We start from the raw sequence: 17,617 nt of genomic DNA, 5'->3' as shown, positions 1-17,617 counted from the left end.
GCGATCAGACAATTGGGAGGGAGACGAGGATGAACACTCAGATGACTGGCAAGGCCCGGCCGCGAGCGCGGCTGATGGCGGGGATTTCTAGCCTGACGGTGGCGGCCCTGCTGACGCCGGTCGTGGCCTTGGCCCAGGCGGCGCCGGAGGCCGGGGACAAGCCGATCACCGACAACGCAGTCAGCGAAGTGGTGGTCACCGGCTATCGCGCCGCCTTGCGCAGCGCCATCGACACCAAGAAGAACTCGGACGTGATGCTCGACGCCATCAACGCCGAGGACATCGCCGACTTCCCCGACTCCAACCTCGCGGAGTCCCTCCAGCGCCTGCCGGGCATCTCGATCGACCGCGACAACGGCGAGGGCCGGACCATCAGCGTGCGCGGCCTGTCGGGCGACTTCAGCCGTGTGCGGATCAACAACATGGAGGCCCTGTCGACGGGCGCTTCCAACGACTCCGGCTCCAGCCCCAACCGCTCGCGCGCCTTCGACTTCAACGCCTTCGCTTCTGAGCTGTTCAGCTCGGTGCGGGTGCGCAAGTCCTCGTCGGCCGAAGCCGATGAGGGCTCGCTAGGCGCCACCGTCGATTTGATCACCGGTCGGCCGTTCGATTACAAGAAGGGCGCCTTCGCCCTGTCGGCCGAGGACAGCTATTACCAGAACGGCAAGAAGCACAGCCCGCGCATCACCGGCCTTGTCTCCAACCGCTGGTTCGACGGCCGCCTGGGCCTTCTGATGTCGGCCGCCTACGCCAAGCGCACCTCGGAGGACGACACCTACGCCCGCGGCGGCGGTTCTTCGGACTATGTCTATCGCGGCTCGACCTGGACCGGCGACGAACTGCCCGGCCGCGCCGGTTTCGCCGCGCCGACCGGCACGGTGTTCAGCGCCCTGATCCCGCCGCCGACCGGCACCACCGGCTCGGCCCTGGACGCCTACAAGGCCAATCCGGCCAATTACTACAACCCGCTGGCCAATCCCCTGGCCTATGCCGAAATGACCGGGTCAGACCCAGCCGCCTACGCCAAGCTTTATCCAAACTGCGCGGCGACTTCGGGCCAGCCGGTGGCGGGCCTGACGCCGACCTCGCCGGGCTGCAACGACAGCCAGATCCGCTTCCCGGCGCTGCCCTCGATCGCCCAGCGCGACGTCGAGACCGAGCGCCTGGGCCTGACCGGCGCTGTGCAGTTCGAGATCACTCCGCGCACCAAGCTGACGGTCGATGGCCTCTATTCCCGGTTCGAGAGCACCAGCACCAACTACCAGCTCTCGCCGGTGGGGCTGAACCGCAACAACACCAACGCCAGCTACCAGTACGGCGCCAACGTGCCGACGGCGACGGCCCGCAGCGGCAGCGCCATGACCGACGCCCAGCGTCGCGCGCTCTATCCGGGCGGCTGCACCTTCACTGCCGAGACCGACCTGAACCCGGGCCAGGACTGCGGCCAGCAGCTGTACGGCCAGACCCCGGTCAGCGGCTACACTTACAGTTTCAACCCCTACAACCTGGATCCGTACGAATACTACACCAACCTGTCCTCGCCCGGTTATGCCGGCCCGGCCTCCAGCCTGCCGTTCCGTGGCGACCTGATCGGCCGCCCGTCGGTCAAGCTGCTCGACGCCGAGGTGGTCGGTCAGAACGCCGAGTACCTGAAGCTGGGCAATGTCGACTGGCGCTCGGGCGCGGACCGCGGCGCCTACACCACCGACTTCCGCCAGGTGTCGGCCGAGCTGACCCACGAGTTCAGCGACAAGTTGAAGGTCACGGCCGCCTACGGCGCCTCGCGGTCGGAAAACAAGAACACCGGCACCCTAGTCGAGTTCAACTACATGGACGCCCAGGAGCCCTTCATTTTCGACGAGCGGGGCGCCTCGGGCATGCCGCGCTTCGACGCCGGGTTCGACGCGGCCGACGCGACCAAGTGGGGCGTCGTCAAGGGCTTCTCTGGCATGCGCCACTACAAGCGCAACACCCTGAACACCTACAACGGCGCCAAGATCGACGTCGCCTACGAGTTGGACGATCACTGGACGATCAAGTTCGGCGTCACCGGCCGCAAGTACGAGTTCTCGACCGACCAGTACGAGCGCAACAACGACCTTCTGAACCCGACCGAGAAGGAAGCCGGCGTTACCAGCGCCTCGCTCGGCCAGGTCATCGAGTTCGGCCAGGGGCTGGATGTGCCGCAGGGCTCGACCACGCGCTTCTATGCGCCCAACCTTGAGGCCTTCAGCAGCGTCTTCGGCTTCGACTGCGACTGCATCAACAAGTACGGCGACTTCCGCATCACGCGGAAGCGCAACCGCTCGGCCTCGTTCGAGGTGGCCGAGAAGAACCTCGCCTACTACGCCCAGTTCGGCTTCAACTACGAGGTCTGGGGCGGCCGTCGCCTGTTTGGCAATATCGGCGTCCGCCAGGCCGAGACCGAGGTCGAGTCCCTCGGCGAGACCACGGCCGGCCGTCCTATCCGCGGTGAGAACAAGTACAGCGACACCCTGCCGTCGGGTAACCTGACCTGGGAGGCCTGGGACAACCTCTACATCCGCTTCGCCGCGGCCAAGGTCATGGCCCGACCGCTGCTGGGCAATCTGTCGCCGGCCGTCACCGGCGTCAGCATTCCGGGCGACGGCTCGGTCACCGGCGGCACCCTGACCGTGGGCAACCCGAAGCTCTCGCCGTTCCGCGGCAAGGCCTTCGACGTGGCGGCCGAGTGGTACTTCGCCAAGGGCGGCCTGATCAGCCTGGGCTATTTCCGCAAGGACATCGACTCCTATCCCCAGACGGTCTTCTACGAGGCGCCGCTTTCGGAGTTCCTCGACGCCGACGCGATCGCCCAGTTGCGCCTGCAGTTCCCGGGCGAGACCGGCGGCGACATCTTCCGCCGCGCCTATATCGACGCAGACAACGTGATGCTGGCCCGCCAGGTCCGCGACGCGCCCGGCGGCGTGCTGCAGGGCTGGGAGTTCAGCTACCAGCAGGACTTCACCTTCCTGCCCTGGTACTTCAAGAACCTCGGCGTCCAGTTCAACATGACCAAGCTGGACACCGAGCTGAAGTACATCCTGGATCCGGGCGCGGTGAACGCCACGACCGGCGCGGTGACCAAGGCGCCGGTCTACGGCACCGGCCCCTGGCTGGGCGCTTCGCCCAAGGGGATCAACTTCACGGTCTATTACGAGACCAAGAAGTTCAACGCCCGCGTCTCGATGGCCCAGCGCGACGAGTACTACACCAAGTATCCCATCGCCTCGGGCAACTGCGATCCGGGCCTGCAGGCCAACGGCTCGGCCTGCGACGGCCCGCTGATCAACGAGTTCGAAGGGGCGAAGTCGACGATGAACGTCGACTTCTCGATGCGCTACCAGCCGCTGAAGCAGGTCAGCATCACCTTCGAAGCGCTGAACATCACCGACGAGAAGTCCGAGCGGTTCGTCTACAACGACCCGGTCATCCTCTCGTACGGCGGCAGCGGCCCCAACTACCGGATCGGCGTGCGCTACAGGTACTAGCGCGCCGCGAGACTGGTCGCCGCGCCCCTCCGCGCGGCGGCCAACCCCTTCGGCTTTCCCCAGGGCTCGAAGGCGGCCTCGGCGGGGGACCCGAGCGGTTCTCCGCCGCTTCTTTTTCAGTTCGGCCAGGAGTTGGTGATGAAGATGCGCGACCTGATGGTGGACCGCCGGACGATGCTGGCGAGCGCGGGCGCAGCCGTGCTGCTGCCGACCGGAGCCTGCGCCGCGGCGCCCGACTTCGCCGCGCTCGGCTGGGCCAGCACCAGGGGCGGGGAGGGCGGGCGGACCTTGCGGGTCACCACCCTGGCGGCCGATGGCCCCGGCTCGTTCCGCGCCGCCGTCGAGGCGTCCGGGCCGCGCAAGGTGGTGTTCGACGTCGCCGGCGTCATCGACCTTGGCCGCAAGAGCATCCGCATCCGCGAACCGTTCCTGACCGTGGCGGGCGAGACCGCGCCGTCGCCGGGGATCACCTTCATCCGGGGCGGCATCGAGGTGCAGAGCCACGACGTCGTGCTGCGCCACCTGCGGGTGAGGGCGGGCCGCGACGGCGCCCCGGACCGCAGCGGCTGGGAGGTGGACGGCGTCACGTGCTGGAAGGCCCACGACGTCATCGTCGACCACTGCTCTATCGCCTGGGCCACTGACGAGAACCTGTCGGCTTCCGGCCCGCGCTTCGACGGCGACGACACGGTAGAGGCCTGGCGCAAAGGGACCTCGCACCGGATCACCTTCAGCAACAACATCGTGTCCGAGGGCCTGTCCCACGCCAGCCATGTGAAGGGCGAGCACTCCAAGGGCACGCTGATCCACGACAACGCGACGCAGGTGCTGATCGCCGGCAACCTCTATGCCCACAACCTGGAGCGCAACCAGCTGTTCAAGGGCGCGGTGCACGCCGTGTCGGTCAACAACCTGGTCTACGATCCCGGCACGCGGGCCATGCACTATGCGCTGAACGGTCCGGAGTGGGAGGGGCGCGCCTGGCAGGTCGGCCAACTGGCGCTGGTCGGCAATGTCGTGCGGGGCGGAGCGTCCACCCGGCCGGATCTGCCGTTTCTCATCGTGGAAGGGCAGGGGGACCTGGATCTCTTCGCCCGTGACAACCGCGCGGTCTATGCCGGCGGCGCGGCGATGCCCGAACTGCGGGTGCTGCCCACGACGCCGCTGCCGCGTGTGCGGCGTCTATCGGCCGCACCGCTTTGGCCCAAGGGGCTGAAGGCCCTGCCGGCTTCGGGCGTCGAGCGCTACGTGCTGGCGACGGCAGGGGCGCGGCCTTGGGATCGCGACGCCGTCGACCTGCGCGTCCTGCGCCAGGTGAAGGACGGAAGCGGCCGCGTGATCGACGACGAGGCCCAGGTCGGAGGCTATGCGAGCGCGGGCCTTTCCAAGGCCTGACAGCTCGATTCGGCGTTTTTCCGCCGCTTTCAGAAAAACACCGGTCACTTGTAGGAGTTTTTAAGGCCATCAAGGGTGGCCATACCGCTCGCTCGAGCCGAGGTGCTTGATCGAGCGTTGTTCGTTGTTTCGTCGAAGGTTTTGGGCTTTCGAGCCAATTCGGCGCTTTGGCATGTCAACGCTGTCATCGCCTGAAATCTGGCGGCCGGCTTGTCCCATTGATCATAACAATAACTTGTCTGAGTATCTCGGGTATGCAACAAAGTGGTCAGGCCAAATATGGCATGGGCTGACGGCATCGACCGTTGGCGAGGGCGGGAGGAAACGATGATCACGACAGTACCGGCCGACGCATAGCGACGGCCTGGTCGGGCCCCGAGCGGGTCGGCCAGGCGACGTCGCCGAATGCAGTCCAAGAGCCACGGCGGGAGGCCCAAGACGCCCCCGCGAGAATAAGAAGACTTTGGGAGAGGAAGTAATGAAGCGCTTCAGCGCGCGCGGCCGCACGGCCGCGGCTGTGTCGATCATCGCCTTGAGCGCGGCCGTCTGGCCGGTTCAGCAAGCCGCCGCACAATCCGAAACGGTCAAGACCTCCGGGGCGGTCGAGTCCCCGACCGAGGTCGAGGCCATCGTCGTCGGGGCCCGCGCCTCGCAACAGTCGTCGATCGCGCGCAAGAAGCGCAGCGTGACGGCCCAGGACTCCATCGTCGCCGACGACGTGGGTTCGTTCCCCGACAGCAACGTCAACGAAGCCATGTCGCGTATCGCCGGCGTCGCCATCGAGCGCAACGGCTTTGGTGAAGGCGACGGCGTGTCGATCCGCGGCAATGGCGCGGACCTGACCCGCATCGAGCTGGACGGCATGGGCGTGGCCGCCTCGGGCTTCAGCCTGGCCGCCGGCGGCGGCGACGGCCGTGCGGCCGACCTGCGCGAATTCCCGGCCGAAATGATCAAGAGCCTGGACGTCATCAAGGGCCAGACGGCCGACATGACGCCGGGCGGCCTGGGCGCCACCGTGCAGATCCAGACCCGCACGGGCCTGGACTTCAAGAAGCCTTACCTGTCGATCCGCGGCGCCGCGGCCGGCAACACCCTGTCGCGCAAGGCCTCGCCGGAGATCGGCGTGGTGGCCTCGCGCAAGTTCCTCGACGACCGTCTCGGGGTGATCGGCAACATCAGCTACAGCAAGCGCCTCAACGACAGCCACGCGCTGAACAACGGCGGCTCGAACAACGCCCAGGGCTATACCCGCTTCGCCGACTTCGACAATTCGCCCGACAAGACCTTCAGCTACAACCCGGCCACCGCCAACGGCGTCGGCGCCAGCGATCCGATCGCCTCGTGGGCCATGGTGGGCGGCGGCACGTTCAACGCGCCGACGCCGCTGGACGTCTACACCAAGTCGGCCGCGGCCAAGACCAAGGCCGAATGCCTGACCGCCTTCCCGATGCTGACCGACGCGCAGCTGGGCACGATCGTCGCCGGCTCCAACGGCGCCAACCGGCAGGCCGCCCAGGCCGCCCAGATCAACGCCCAGATCAGCTGTCTCAACCAGTGGAACGATTACGCGCCCAACCTGGTGCGCGACCAGAACCTGACCCAGTACGAAGACCGGCTGTCCTGGGACCTGCGCTTCGACTACCGCGTCAATGACGACCTGACGATCTTCGCCAAGTACCAGGTCGCAAACCGCGAGCAGAACGAGAACAACCGCCAGCGCACCCGCGGCGGCATCACCTCGCTGTACGCGGCCTCGCAGAACCAGACGGCGACCTCGCTGCTCACCAACACGTTCTACCCGGCCGGCACGCCCAACGTGCTCTCGGCCATCCCGGGCGGCGGCTTCTACATCTACAATCAGGGCATGCCGACGGCGCCGTTCACGATCGACACCACGCCGGGCTCGAGCGTGACCAACAACTCGTTCCCGCTGATGGGCGTGGCGGCCAATATCGTGCCGGGCTCCATCCAGATGGACGGCAACCATCACCTGACCCAGTTCGACATCACCAATGCCGCCCTGGGCATCGACCAGATCCAGAACGACCAGATCTGGAAGACGAACTACATCTCCGGCGGCGCCAACTACAATCGCGGTCCGCTGACGATGGACCTGATGTTCGGCCGCAACGAGAGCGACTATTCGCGCACCGACCTGCGCTTCTCGCGCAGCTACACCTACGGCAACGCCACCATGCGGGCGCTGGAGAACGGCATCTGGACGATCGACATGCCGTCGTCCTTCGACGCCACCGACATGCGCAACTACGCCCAGCTGAACGTGCCGACCGCGGTGGGCCAGCCGGCCTATTCGAACGCCTACCGCCTGGTCTTCAACCCGCGGAAGGTGGAGAGCGCCGAAGACCAGCTGAAGTTCGACGTCACCTACCTGCCCGACATGCCGCTGTTCACGCGCTTCAAGGCGGGCATCCTCTATCGCAAGGGCACGGCCAATTCGTGGGCCGGCGGCGGCTTCTCGCCCGACCCGGGCGTCTTCGTGCCGACCCTGACCCTGCGCGGCGACGTGCGGGCCTGCGCGAACGTGGCTTCGACCCTGCCGGCGAACGCCTGCGCCTACGGCTACGTCCCCAACGCGACCACCGGCGTCAACTTCCTGTACGGCCTGGAAACCCTCACCCAGGCCCAGCTGATCGACATCTTCCAGAGCTCGATCGAGCGTAACTCGGGCAAGTTCATGCCCGGCTACAAGGGCGTCAGCGGCCTGGAGCTGTGGGACAGCATCGACGTCAAGAAGGCCTTCTCGCAGATGGCCGGCGCGGTGAACTACAACTTCGACTGCCTCAAGGAGTGCAAGGCCAGCGACGGCAAGGTCTACAAGCAGCCGTTCAACGAGACCGAGGAGACCATGAGCTCCTGGTACTGGATGGCCGACCTGGCCCACGACCTGCCGTTCGGCATGGAATTCCGTGGCAATCTGGGCACGCGGATGTTCAAGTCCGAAGTCGAGGGCTCGGGCTACGTCACCCTGGCCACCACCTTCAAGAACGCGGCCTTCGACCCCAACAACCCCAACGCCACGGCCGGCGTCACCACCACCAACCGGGTTCGCCCGGTGTCGATCAACAAGAGCTACACCGGCTGGCTGCCGTCGTACAACGCCGCCGTCTGGGCGATCCCCGACAAGGTGGTGCTGCGCTATTCGTGGGCCAAGACGATCGCCCCGCCGGCGATGAAGTACCTGTGGCCGGGCGGCACCTGCACCTATGACGAACGCCGCGACGGCGTGTCCGACGCCGACGGTTCCGAGCAGGACATGGCCTGCGGCACCTTCGGCAACGCCGACCTGAAGCCGTATCAGGCGACCAAGAACAACACGAGCCTGGAGTGGTATCCCAACAAGGACACCTCGTTCAGCCTGGCCTACTACCGCCAGAAGGTGCGGGTCGGCGGGCCGCTGGCCGTGCCGGTCAAGAACGTCAACATCTTCGAAGGCACCGACTTCGAGATCCCGGGCACCGGCAAGAAGTTCTCGGACTACGAGTTCGGCATGACCACCTACGAGAACGGTCCCGGCTATGTGCAGTCGGGCTGGGAGTTCGTGGCGCGAACCGCCTTCACCTACCTGCCGTGGAAGCTCAGCAAGACCGGCATGGACTTCAACATCTCGACCACCAAGTCGGGCAACGCGGTCACCTACATGGACCCGCTGACCGCCGAGGGCCTGGATCCGCAGGGGCAGTCGAAGTATTTCGCCAACCTGGTGTTCTGGTATGACGACGGCGTCACCAAGGCCCGTATCGCCTACCAGACCCGCGACCGGGTGCTGAGCTGCATCTCGCCATGCGGCAACACCAGCGCCTCGCCGGTGGCCAACGCGCCCAACACCAACATCGGCAACTACGTGCGCTTCCCGTACAACCCGAGCGAGCCCTACTACTCGGAACAGTACGAGTATCTGGACGCCAAGATCTCGCGGCGGATCAACAAGAACCTCGAGGTCTACCTGGAAGGCCGCAACCTGCTGCAGGCCGCCCGCCTGTCGGTCGGCTCGGACGACCGCGGCTTCGAAGGCCGTGCCAATCCCTGGTCGGTCCAGTACGGCGGCTCGCGCTTCGCCCTCGGCTTCACCTACCGGAACTAGTCTCTCCTTTCCGGTTGGCGACTGGCCCTTCCCTGGAAGCAGGGGAGGGCCTTTTGCTGTCGGGGGAGGGGGCGGCGCTGGCCCCAGATGCTCCCCCTGAAGGGGGAGCTGTCGCGGAGCGACTGAGGGGGAAGGGGCTTCTGTGGCGGAGGGAGTACTGACCTCATCAGTCACTTCCCCCTCCGGCCCTTCGGGCCACCTCCCCCTTCAGGGGGAGGATCTTTGGGTATGGGCTCGCGCTCTCACGCGGCTTGCCGCTGAGCTTGTGGAGAGGGCGCGGGGCGTCCGGGCCTCGCCCGGATGTGTGAGTTTTAAATACCGTTTCGACGAAGCATAGACGCCCCGCGCGATCGTTATGCCTCAGGCCGGGGCGCGCGGGCCTCTTCCGCCCTGTGCCCCTTCCCCATGCAATGCGCCCCGTTTCTTGACGGCCAGGCGTGCATGGCGGCGCGAACCCTTGGACGGGCGGGAGCCTAGTCAGGCAAGCTCCCGATGGATGGGTTTACGTCCCCCATCCTCATTTAAGCCTTCAGGCCCGGCTCACGCCGCTCCTTCAGCCCCGCTCGATCGCATCCACGTCGCACGCTTCGGGCCGGATCCTTGCGCCCTCTCCCTGCGACGGGACCCAATGATTATGCGGCGGGTTTCAGCGCGTCTGATTGGCGAGACTGAGAAAGTTGCAAGTGATTGATCACCTTCAGAACTTTTCGCTGAACGCCGGGGATCCACGCTGCTCTATCCCCATAACCAGGAACCTCGCCCTGTGGGGGAGGATCTTCCTTGCCACGGAAAGCGACGGGGCCATTGCGGTGCGTGGTCAGGAGCGTCTCCAAGGTACGCCATATTGGTATGACCAGGGGGGGCTGGGGCATGCCTGGGCCTCTGCCGTGTGGGAAGAAGAAGTGTCGACCCTTTGACGCAGAAGGCTTTGCAGCACGCGAGAGATGCGACGGCGATAATCGCGCCTGATCGATAAAAATTGGTCAGGCCGATATTGCATCGAACGGCGGTTGCCGGTAAATGAGGAAGGTGTTCGGCGTCTGCGAGCCGACCACAACCTTCATAGTTCCCCTCCGGCCGACCAAGACGACGGGTCGGCCTTTTTTTGCGCGCTCGCCGGGGTTGCTCGGGGCCTTAGAGGGCGCTCGACCGCAGGCCGTCGATCCGGTCGCGCGCGGCGCGGAAGCGCTCCAGATCCCCCGGCTCCAGCTGTTGCGAGGGGCCTTCGCCCAGGCTGGCGAGGGCGGTCAGCGGATCGGTGTGGGCGTCGTCGACGATGACCTCGTAGTGCAGGTGCGGGCCGGTTCCGACGCCGGTCTGCCCGGAGCGGGCGACGATCTCGCCCTGCCGCACCGCCGCGCCGGGCGCCACGCCCGGGTCGAAAGCGTCGAGATGGGCGTAGGCCGTGACCAGGTGCTGGCCGTGGCGGATCTTCAGGTAGTTGCCATAGCCCCGCCCTGTCGGAGCTGCTCTATTCAGGCGACGACAGCCTGATCGTCATCAACATGAGCGAGTTTCAGGAAGCTCACACCGTCTCGACCCTGAAGGGGGCGCCGGCCGGCTATGTCGGCTACGGACAGGGCGGGGTGCTGACCGAGGCGGTGCGCCGACGGCCCTATTCGGTGGTGCTGCTGGACGAGATCGAGAAGGCCCACCCCGACGTCCACGAGATGTTCTTCCAGGTGTTCGACAAGGGATACATGGACGACGCCGAAGGGCGCTACATCGACTTCAAGAACACGCTGATCCTGCTGACCTCCAACGTCGGCACCGACCTGATCACCAATCTGTCAGAAGACGAGGAGATGAAGCCGGCCGCCGCCGCCCTGGCCCAGACGCTGCGGCCCGAACTGCTGAAGGTGTTCCCGCCGGCGCTGCTTGGGCGCCTGATCGTGCTGCCGTACTATCCGCTGAGCCCGGCCATGCTGCAGGGCATCGTACGGCTGCAGCTGGAGCGCATCCGCAAGCGCATCGCCGAGAACCACGAGATCGACTTCAGCTACGACCAGGCGGTGGTCGAGCTGATCGTCTCGCGCTGCACCGAGGTGGCTTCGGGCGGGCGGATGATCGACGCGATCCTGACCAACACCATGCTGCCCCAGCTGTCGATAGAACTGCTCGACCGGCAGATGAAGGGGCTGGCGGTGAAAACGATTGCGGTCTCGGTAGCGGACGGCGCCTTCGCCTATGCCTACGGCTAGACAGGATCAGAGGGCGCGCAGCCGGGCCAGGATCGGACCGTAGTTCTCCTCGAACCAGCGGTGGAAGCCGGGGTTCACGTCCATGGCGTGGGCCGCGTTCCAGTCGGGCTCGGTCACCGTCATCGGCACGCCGCGTACGGTGTCGAGGCGGGTGCGGGTGGGGGCCGTGCCGCCAAGTTCGCAATAGGGGATCATCAGGTACAGGCTGGGATCGTTCAGCAGGTCCCAGGTGGGCTGCTCCCGCAGCGGATTGCGAAAGTCGTCCTCATGGATCAGGTAGGTCGGGTCGTCGAGGAAGGCCTGCCGCGAAGCCCAGTTCCAGAACGAGGTCCCGAGGGTTGGCGCGCCGCCCTTGTGCTCGTTCATCAGGTTGAAGATCAGGTCCGCCTTGTAGAAACGGGAGATCGTCTTCCTTTCCTCGTCGGTATAGGGCAGGGCCTGATCATAGCTGAACAGCTGGCGTCCGGCGCTGTTGTTGCGCGGGCCGCCGAACGTCTTGGATCGCAGGCCGCCCAACTCCAGGAGCTCGCGCCCGCCGTCGGCGATCGTGTCGACGACGCTGTCGAGGGCGTTGCCGACCGCCCAGAAGCCGTTGAGGACGTCGACCTTGCGCCGCTCGAACCACTTGTCGATCGTGGGCCGGTCGAAGACGCTCAGATTGTTCAGTTGATAGGCCAGGTCATGCAGTTTCGCGGCCAGGTCCCAGCTGTTCTGCGGCCGGGTCTTGAACGTCGCATAGGTGGCGAAGCCGGGACCAGCGAAGTTGGTGGCGCCCAGCAACGCGAAGCCCTCGCTGTCCTTGGGCAGATACATGCGGGTTTGCTTGTCAGGCATGAGCGCGATCCCAGGGGCCGCCCCGATGGAGCCGGCAGCGTCGGATGATGGAAAGCGGGCACTGGGCTCGGCCGCCCGTTCCGCCTGATCGCGCGAGCGATGCCGTCGACGGCCGAAAGCTTGGCCAGTCTATCTTAATTTCACGTCCGGAAAAGTTGTGTCGCGACGCGGGCTATCGAATTGCGGCAGCTAGGCGCGTTCTCAGCGGCAGAGCGCCTTGGGATCCACCTGTTCGCTTGGGGACACGATGTTCGACAGGTCGATCTTCCGGGCCTTGGCGGTGCGCTCCATTATCCCGCCGCCGCCTGGGAGTGCTTCGGCCTGCGCATAGGCCGGGTCCTTCTGGGCTTCCTGCAGCGTGACGTAGCGTGCGCCGGCGGCGTCGAGGCGGTCCAGCACCTGGGGCAGCATGTGGGCCGACCAGCCGCCGATGTGGGTCAGCAGCACCTGCGGGATCATCCGGCCATAGACCTTCTGCGAGACGGCGCGCATGCGGGTCAGTTCATCGTCGACGCCGCGCAGGTACTGGTCCTCCATCGTCCTGATGGCCGCCTGGTCGTTGCTGGCGACGCAGCGGGCGTAGGCGTCGCTGTAGCTCCAGTCGCTGAACGAGAGGGTCACGTGGGCGACCTTGTAGCCGTGAGCGGCCAGATAGGCGGCCGCGCCCTCGTGGCGCTCGGGCCGCGTGCCGGCCGTCAGGTTGGGAAACCTCAGATACCGCCACTCCTGGCCCTTCATCCTTTCGGCCACAGCGGGCTCGCCGGCCTCGAGATCGGCGATCCAGGCGTCCAGCGTCTCGGCCTTTTCGAGGTTGAGGTGGGTGGCGGTGTGGTTGGCCAAAGGGTGGCCGGCCGTGCGCCAGGCGTCGAGCACGGCGTTGCTTTCCGCATCCGTCGCCTTGGCCGAATTGACGAAGCCGTAGGCTTGGCGGACGCCGTGGGCCTTGAAGTCGGCGATGTGCGCCTTGGTGATCGACAGGCGCGTCATGCCCGGCGGCAGGGCGCCGTGGACGGGCAGGTCGTCGACCGTTACGGCGACATCGAAGCTCTGGGCGAGCGCCGTGGCGGGCGCCAGCAAGGCGAGGACGAGAAGGGCGACGGATCTCACGCGGTCTTGCCCGCGTAGTAGCGGCGCAGGGTCTCGAAGGCGAGCTTGCGATGACCCTCGTTGCTGACCAGTCCCTTGCGGTTCCAGTAGTCCTGGTAGCGGGCGTGCCAGCGGCGCGGCGAGCGGAAATCCTTCAGCACCCAGGGGCTGACGCCGACGAAGCCGTCGCGCTCGAGCAGGGCCAGGGTCTCCTCGAACACCCAGGCCTGGTACTCCTCGGTCCAGCGGTTCTCCTTGGGACCACGTTCGCCATAGAGGGCGTCGGCGCCGAACTCGCTCATCATCATCGGCTTGTCGTGCGGGTTGGAGAACCGCACGGTCTTGGCCTGGTCGGGCGTGCGCGGGCCGTACCAGCCTTCGTACTGGTTGATGGCCACGACATCGAGGTCGGGCGCCAGCGGGTCGTCGACCACGAACTGGTTCTGGCCGGCCTTGGCGCCGCCGACGTCGATGTTCTTGTTGAGGGCCGCGGTCAGAAGGCGGGTGGGGTCGAGGCGACGAATGTCGGCGACCACGTGGCGCAGGAAGGTGGTGCGGGCCTGGTGCGTCGGGGTCTCGTTGGCCACCGACCAGAAGGCGACGCTGGCGCGGTTGCGGTCGCGCACCACCATCTCGGCGGCCATGGCGCGGGCCAGGGCCAGCGTCCTGGGGCTCTCATAGGCCACGTCGTCCCAGTAGACGGGGATCTCCGACCAGACCAGCAGGCCGATCTCGTCGCACAGGCGCACGGTGCTTTCCGTATGCGGATAATGCGCCAGGCGGACCATGTCGCAGCCCAGGGCCTTGGCTTCTTCCAGCAGGGCGCGGGCCTCGGGCGGGGTCATGACGCGACCGCCCTGGGCGCCCAGGGGCTCTTCGTGCAGGGCGATGCCGCGGATGAAGCGCGGCTTGCCGTTGACCAGGATCTGGCGGCCGCGGGCCTCCAGCGTGCGGAAGCCGATGCGGTCGCGGCGTACGTCCTCGCCGGCCTTGAAGGTGACGCCGTAGAGCATCGGCGTCTCGGGCGACCACAGCTTCAGGCCGCGCGGCGGCTTGGCGGAAAGGCGGGCGCGGCCGTCGGGGCCGGTCTTGCCGGTCAGCGTCAGGTTCAGGCCGGCGATGGCGACCGAGACCTCCAGGCCGGCGGCGGCCGGGCCGTCGGCGCGCAGGTCGGCGACGATCGTTCCGTTCTCCAGCCGCAGGAAGGCGTCGCGCAGGAAGGTCGTGGGCGTCTCGACCAGCCAGACCGAGCGGGTGACGCCGCCGTAGTTCTTCCAGTCGAAGTCGAGCGAGGGCAGGGTCTCGGGGCCGACGCGATCATCAACCCGCAGCACCACGACGTTCTCGCCGGGCTTCAGCTTGCCGGTGACCTCGAAGACGAAGGGGGTGAAGCCGCCCTCGTGGCGGCCGATCTCCTGGCCGTTCAGCCAGACGACGGTTTCGTAGTTCACCGCCTCGAAACTGAGGAAGCGGCGGCCGCCCGTGTCGGCATGGGCCTGGAAGCGGCGGTGGAAGTAGATCGGGCCGTCGTACCACTCCAGCGACGGATCGCGGGTGTTCCAGTCGCCGGGAATCTCCATGCGCGGCGAGACGCTCCAGTCGTACTCGACGACCGGACCGCCTGGCTTCTGGGTCTCGTCCAGCCAGAAGGCGCGGCGCGCGTTCGGCTTGCGAAAGGCGGAGTCGTTCTGGTCGAGGATGTAGGCCCACAGGCCGTCGAGCGTAGTGCGGGGACGGTCGTGCTGGGCGAACAGCAGCAGCGGCTCGTCGCCGACGGCGAGCGGGCCGGCGGGCAGGGGCGGGGAGGCGGCCTTTTCCTGCGCCTGGGCCTGCATCGCCAGGGCGGCGCTGGCGGTCAGGGCGGCTCCGGCCAGGAGCTGGCGACGGCTGGGCGTCATGGGCGGCGTTCTCCCTAAATCGTACTTGGCTCCTTCCTAGAGGGTTTGGTCTAGTTTGGCCAGGGCGCATGGTCAGGCCGCTATTGTAATCGGCCTGACCAATGGTTATGTGCACTCCCATCGGGTCGAAGAACCCTTCAGAATGTGGGAGTCAGGTATGCGGCGGTTTTTCAGCACGACGGCGCTCGGCGGGATCTCGGCGGGGGTCGCCCTGGCCGCCTTCGGAGGCTTGGCTCACGCCCAGGAAACGGTCGACGACGCCGTAGTGGGCGAGATCGTCGTCACCGCCCAGAAGCGCTCGCAGAATGTGCAGGACGTTCCGATGGCCGTGCAGGTGATCGGCGGCGACCAGCTTGAAGCCGCCGCGGTGCGTGAGTTCACCGACCTGACCAAGGTGGCCCCGTCGCTGATCGTGCGTCCGGCCGACAACCCCGTGAACGCCTCGGTTTCGATCCGGGGCGTCGGCACCTTCGCATTCGGGGTGGGGGTCGAGCCCAGCGTAGCGGTGGTGGTCGACGACGTGCCGATCGCCTTCCAGGCCCGGGCCTTCGCCGACCTGGCCGACGTGGAGCGGATCGAGGTGCTGCGCGGCCCGCAGAGCACGCTGTACGGCAAGTCGGCCTCGGCCGGCCTGATCAACATCGTGACCCCGGGCCCAACCCGCGAGCTGACCGGCAAGGTCAGCGCCTTGGCCACCACCGACGACGAAGTGGGCTTCGGCGTCATGATCTCGGGCCCGATCACCGACAGCCTGCGGTTCCGCTCGTCGAACAGCTACACCAGCTTCGACGGCAATATCGACAACCTGTACAATGGCGAGAAGGTCAACGGCCGCGAGACTTTCGCCACCCGCAACAAGCTGGTCTGGGATCCAACCGACAAGTTCAGCGCCACCCTGGCGATCGACTACCTGAAGGGCGACACCACGGCGGGCCGGCCGTTCATCGCCCTGTCGCCGGACGCCCGCCTGCGCGGCAACGCCGCCTGGACGCCGGCGGTGTTCGCGCCCGGCGTGAACGTGGGTCCGAACAACAGCTCGGTGGTCAACAACGTCACCACCGGCTCGGACTACGAGGACTTCGCCCAATCGCTGAAGCTTACCTATGATCTTGGCTTTGCGACCCTGATCTCGGTCACCGCCAACGACCGCTACAAGATGCTGGACGCCTTCGACCAGGACGAGACGGCGCTCAGCGTCAACAACTACGCCAAGGGCCTGTTCTCGGCCGACCAGTTCAGCCAGGAAATCCGTCTGGTCTCGAACGGCTCCAACCGCCTGCGCTACACCCTCGGCGCCTTCCACGCCGATGTGAACTATCGCCGCTACTTCTTCCGCGGCCCGGCCTTCTCGCAGGCCAACTGGGACGCCACCTCGGGCTCGAACGAAAACTCGGTGTTCGGCCAGCTGGAGTATGACGTGCTGGAAGGCACGACCCTGATCGGCGGCCTGCGCCTGGGCCGCGAGAAGATCGGCTACACCTTCCGCGACCTGCGCGCCGGCCCTGCCGCCGCCTGGGCGGACGGCTCCAGCGACGAGTATTCGACCTATCGCGTGGGCGTGCAGCACAAGCTGGCCGACGACGTGATGGTGTTCGCTACCTTCGCCACCGGCCACAAGGGCCAGAGCTACGACCTTACCACCGGCTTCAACCAGGCTCGCGCCGACCTTGGGCCCGTGCGTCCGGAAAGCTCGGAAGACATCCAGGTAGGCGTGCGCTCGCGGTTCCTGGATCGCCGCGTGACCCTGAACGCCACGCTGTTCAACACCGAGTACGAGGACTTCCAGGCCCAGGGCGCCGAACTGCTGCCCGACGGCACCCAGAACTTCCGCCTGACCAATGTCGGCGCGATCCGCACGCGCGGGATCGAGCTGGAAAGCACGGCCAGGCTGGTCGACGGCCTGACCCTGTCGGGTTCGGTGGCCTATCTTGACGCCGAGATCACGAAGTTCGCCGGCGCCCAGTGCTGGCCGGGCCAGACGGTCGCCCAGGGCTGCACCGGCTCGCCCGCCCGCCAGAACCTGGCCGGCGAGCGCCCGCCCCAGGCTCCGAAGTGGAAGCTGAGCGCCGGCGCCGAATATGTACGTCCGCTGGCCGGTGACCTGGAGGGCGTGGCCAATGTGGCGGCCAACTACCAGAGCAGCGTCAACTACTCGCTGAGCCAGGATCCGCTGACCGCCCAGAAGGGCTATGCGGTGGTCAACCTGTCGGTGGGCGTGCGCGACAAAGTGCGCGGCTTCCAGGTGACGGCCTTCGTCAATAACCTGTTCGACGAGGGCTACTACACCAACCTCGTCAACAACTACGGCGCCTACGGCAACCAGCTGGCGGTGCAGGCCTTCCTGCCGCGCGACTTCAAGCGCTATGGCGGGATCCGGGCCTCGAAGACGTTCTGACCGGGCAGGGCGCGCGCGGAAGATCCGCGCGCGCCCGCCTTCGTCGCATCCTAGGGTCCGTACTCAATAAGCGCTGGCGGTAAGGGGTGGTTGCTGATTCAAGGCTTCTGAAAAGGAGCCGTGAGATGGCCAAGCATGTTCAGTGGCTTAGCGACGAGGAGTGGGCTCGGATCGAGCCGCTGCTGCCGCGCGGACGT

9 protein-coding genes are annotated in these 17,617 nt (G+C 66.6%); 5 read left to right on the top strand and 4 right to left on the bottom strand.

What is annotated here, in order from left to right; translation table 11 throughout:
- Positions 1–29: 29 nt before the first annotated feature.
- The 3 genes from DDF67_RS11700 (at position 30) to DDF67_RS11690 (ending at position 9,006) form a co-directional block, all read left to right on the top strand.
- The gene (locus tag DDF67_RS11700; RefSeq protein ID WP_109101076.1) at positions 30–3,509 is read left to right on the top strand and encodes a TonB-dependent receptor domain-containing protein; all 3,480 of its coding nucleotides are present in this window, start codon (positions 30–32) and stop codon (positions 3,507–3,509) included.
- Positions 3,510–3,647: 138 nt separating this feature from the next.
- On the top strand, positions 3,648–4,904 hold the full coding sequence (locus tag DDF67_RS11695) for a pectate lyase family protein (protein ID WP_109101075.1): 1,257 nt from the start codon (positions 3,648–3,650) through the stop codon (positions 4,902–4,904).
- 478 nt (positions 4,905–5,382) lie between these two features.
- Positions 5,383–9,006 (top strand): TonB-dependent receptor, encoded by a 3,624-nt coding sequence (locus DDF67_RS11690; RefSeq protein ID WP_109101074.1) that lies wholly within the window; start codon positions 5,383–5,385, stop codon positions 9,004–9,006.
- A 1,134-nt stretch (positions 9,007–10,140) separates the two neighbouring features.
- On the opposite strand, the gene DDF67_RS11685 is transcribed toward DDF67_RS11690, so the two are convergent.
- Complete coding sequence (locus DDF67_RS11685; protein ID WP_233247627.1) at positions 10,141–10,419, bottom strand: M23 family metallopeptidase; 279 nt, start codon at positions 10,417–10,419, stop codon at positions 10,141–10,143.
- A 44-nt stretch (positions 10,420–10,463) separates the two neighbouring features.
- On the opposite strand from DDF67_RS11685, the gene DDF67_RS11680 reads away from it, so the two are divergent.
- A complete protein-coding gene (locus DDF67_RS11680; RefSeq protein WP_269845447.1) occupies positions 10,464–11,207 on the top strand; it encodes an AAA family ATPase in 744 nt (247 codons plus the stop codon).
- A 6-nt stretch (positions 11,208–11,213) separates the two neighbouring features.
- Here DDF67_RS11680 and DDF67_RS11675 read toward each other — a convergent pair whose 3' ends face one another.
- The 3 genes from DDF67_RS11675 to DDF67_RS11665 all read right to left on the bottom strand — a co-directional run bounded on the left by DDF67_RS11675 (position 11,214) and on the right by DDF67_RS11665 (position 15,025).
- Positions 11,214–12,041 (bottom strand): hypothetical protein, encoded by an 828-nt coding sequence (locus tag DDF67_RS11675; protein WP_146198018.1) that lies wholly within the window; start codon positions 12,039–12,041, stop codon positions 11,214–11,216.
- Between the two features lie 201 nt (positions 12,042–12,242).
- Positions 12,243–13,148, bottom strand: coding sequence for a polysaccharide deacetylase family protein (locus DDF67_RS11670; protein ID WP_109101071.1), 906 nt, complete (start codon positions 13,146–13,148; stop codon positions 12,243–12,245).
- Entirely contained in the window at positions 13,145–15,025 is a 1,881-nt protein-coding gene (locus DDF67_RS11665; protein WP_109101070.1) for a glycoside hydrolase family 2 protein, read from the bottom strand. The genes DDF67_RS11670 and DDF67_RS11665 overlap by 4 nt, the downstream gene beginning before the upstream one ends.
- 157 nt (positions 15,026–15,182) lie before the next feature.
- Here DDF67_RS11665 and DDF67_RS11660 point away from each other — a divergent pair, with 157 nt between their 5' ends.
- Positions 15,183–17,420 carry a TonB-dependent receptor gene (locus tag DDF67_RS11660; RefSeq protein ID WP_158278036.1) on the top strand — a complete coding sequence of 746 codons (2,238 nt, stop codon included), beginning with the start codon at positions 15,183–15,185 and terminating at the stop codon, positions 17,418–17,420.
- Positions 17,421–17,617 lie beyond the last annotated feature (197 nt).

The sequence above is a fragment of the Caulobacter endophyticus genome (genome assembly GCF_003116815.1).
Lineage (GTDB): Bacteria > Pseudomonadota > Alphaproteobacteria > Caulobacterales > Caulobacteraceae > Caulobacter > Caulobacter endophyticus.
This window is presented reverse-complemented; position numbering and strand designations above follow the sequence as displayed.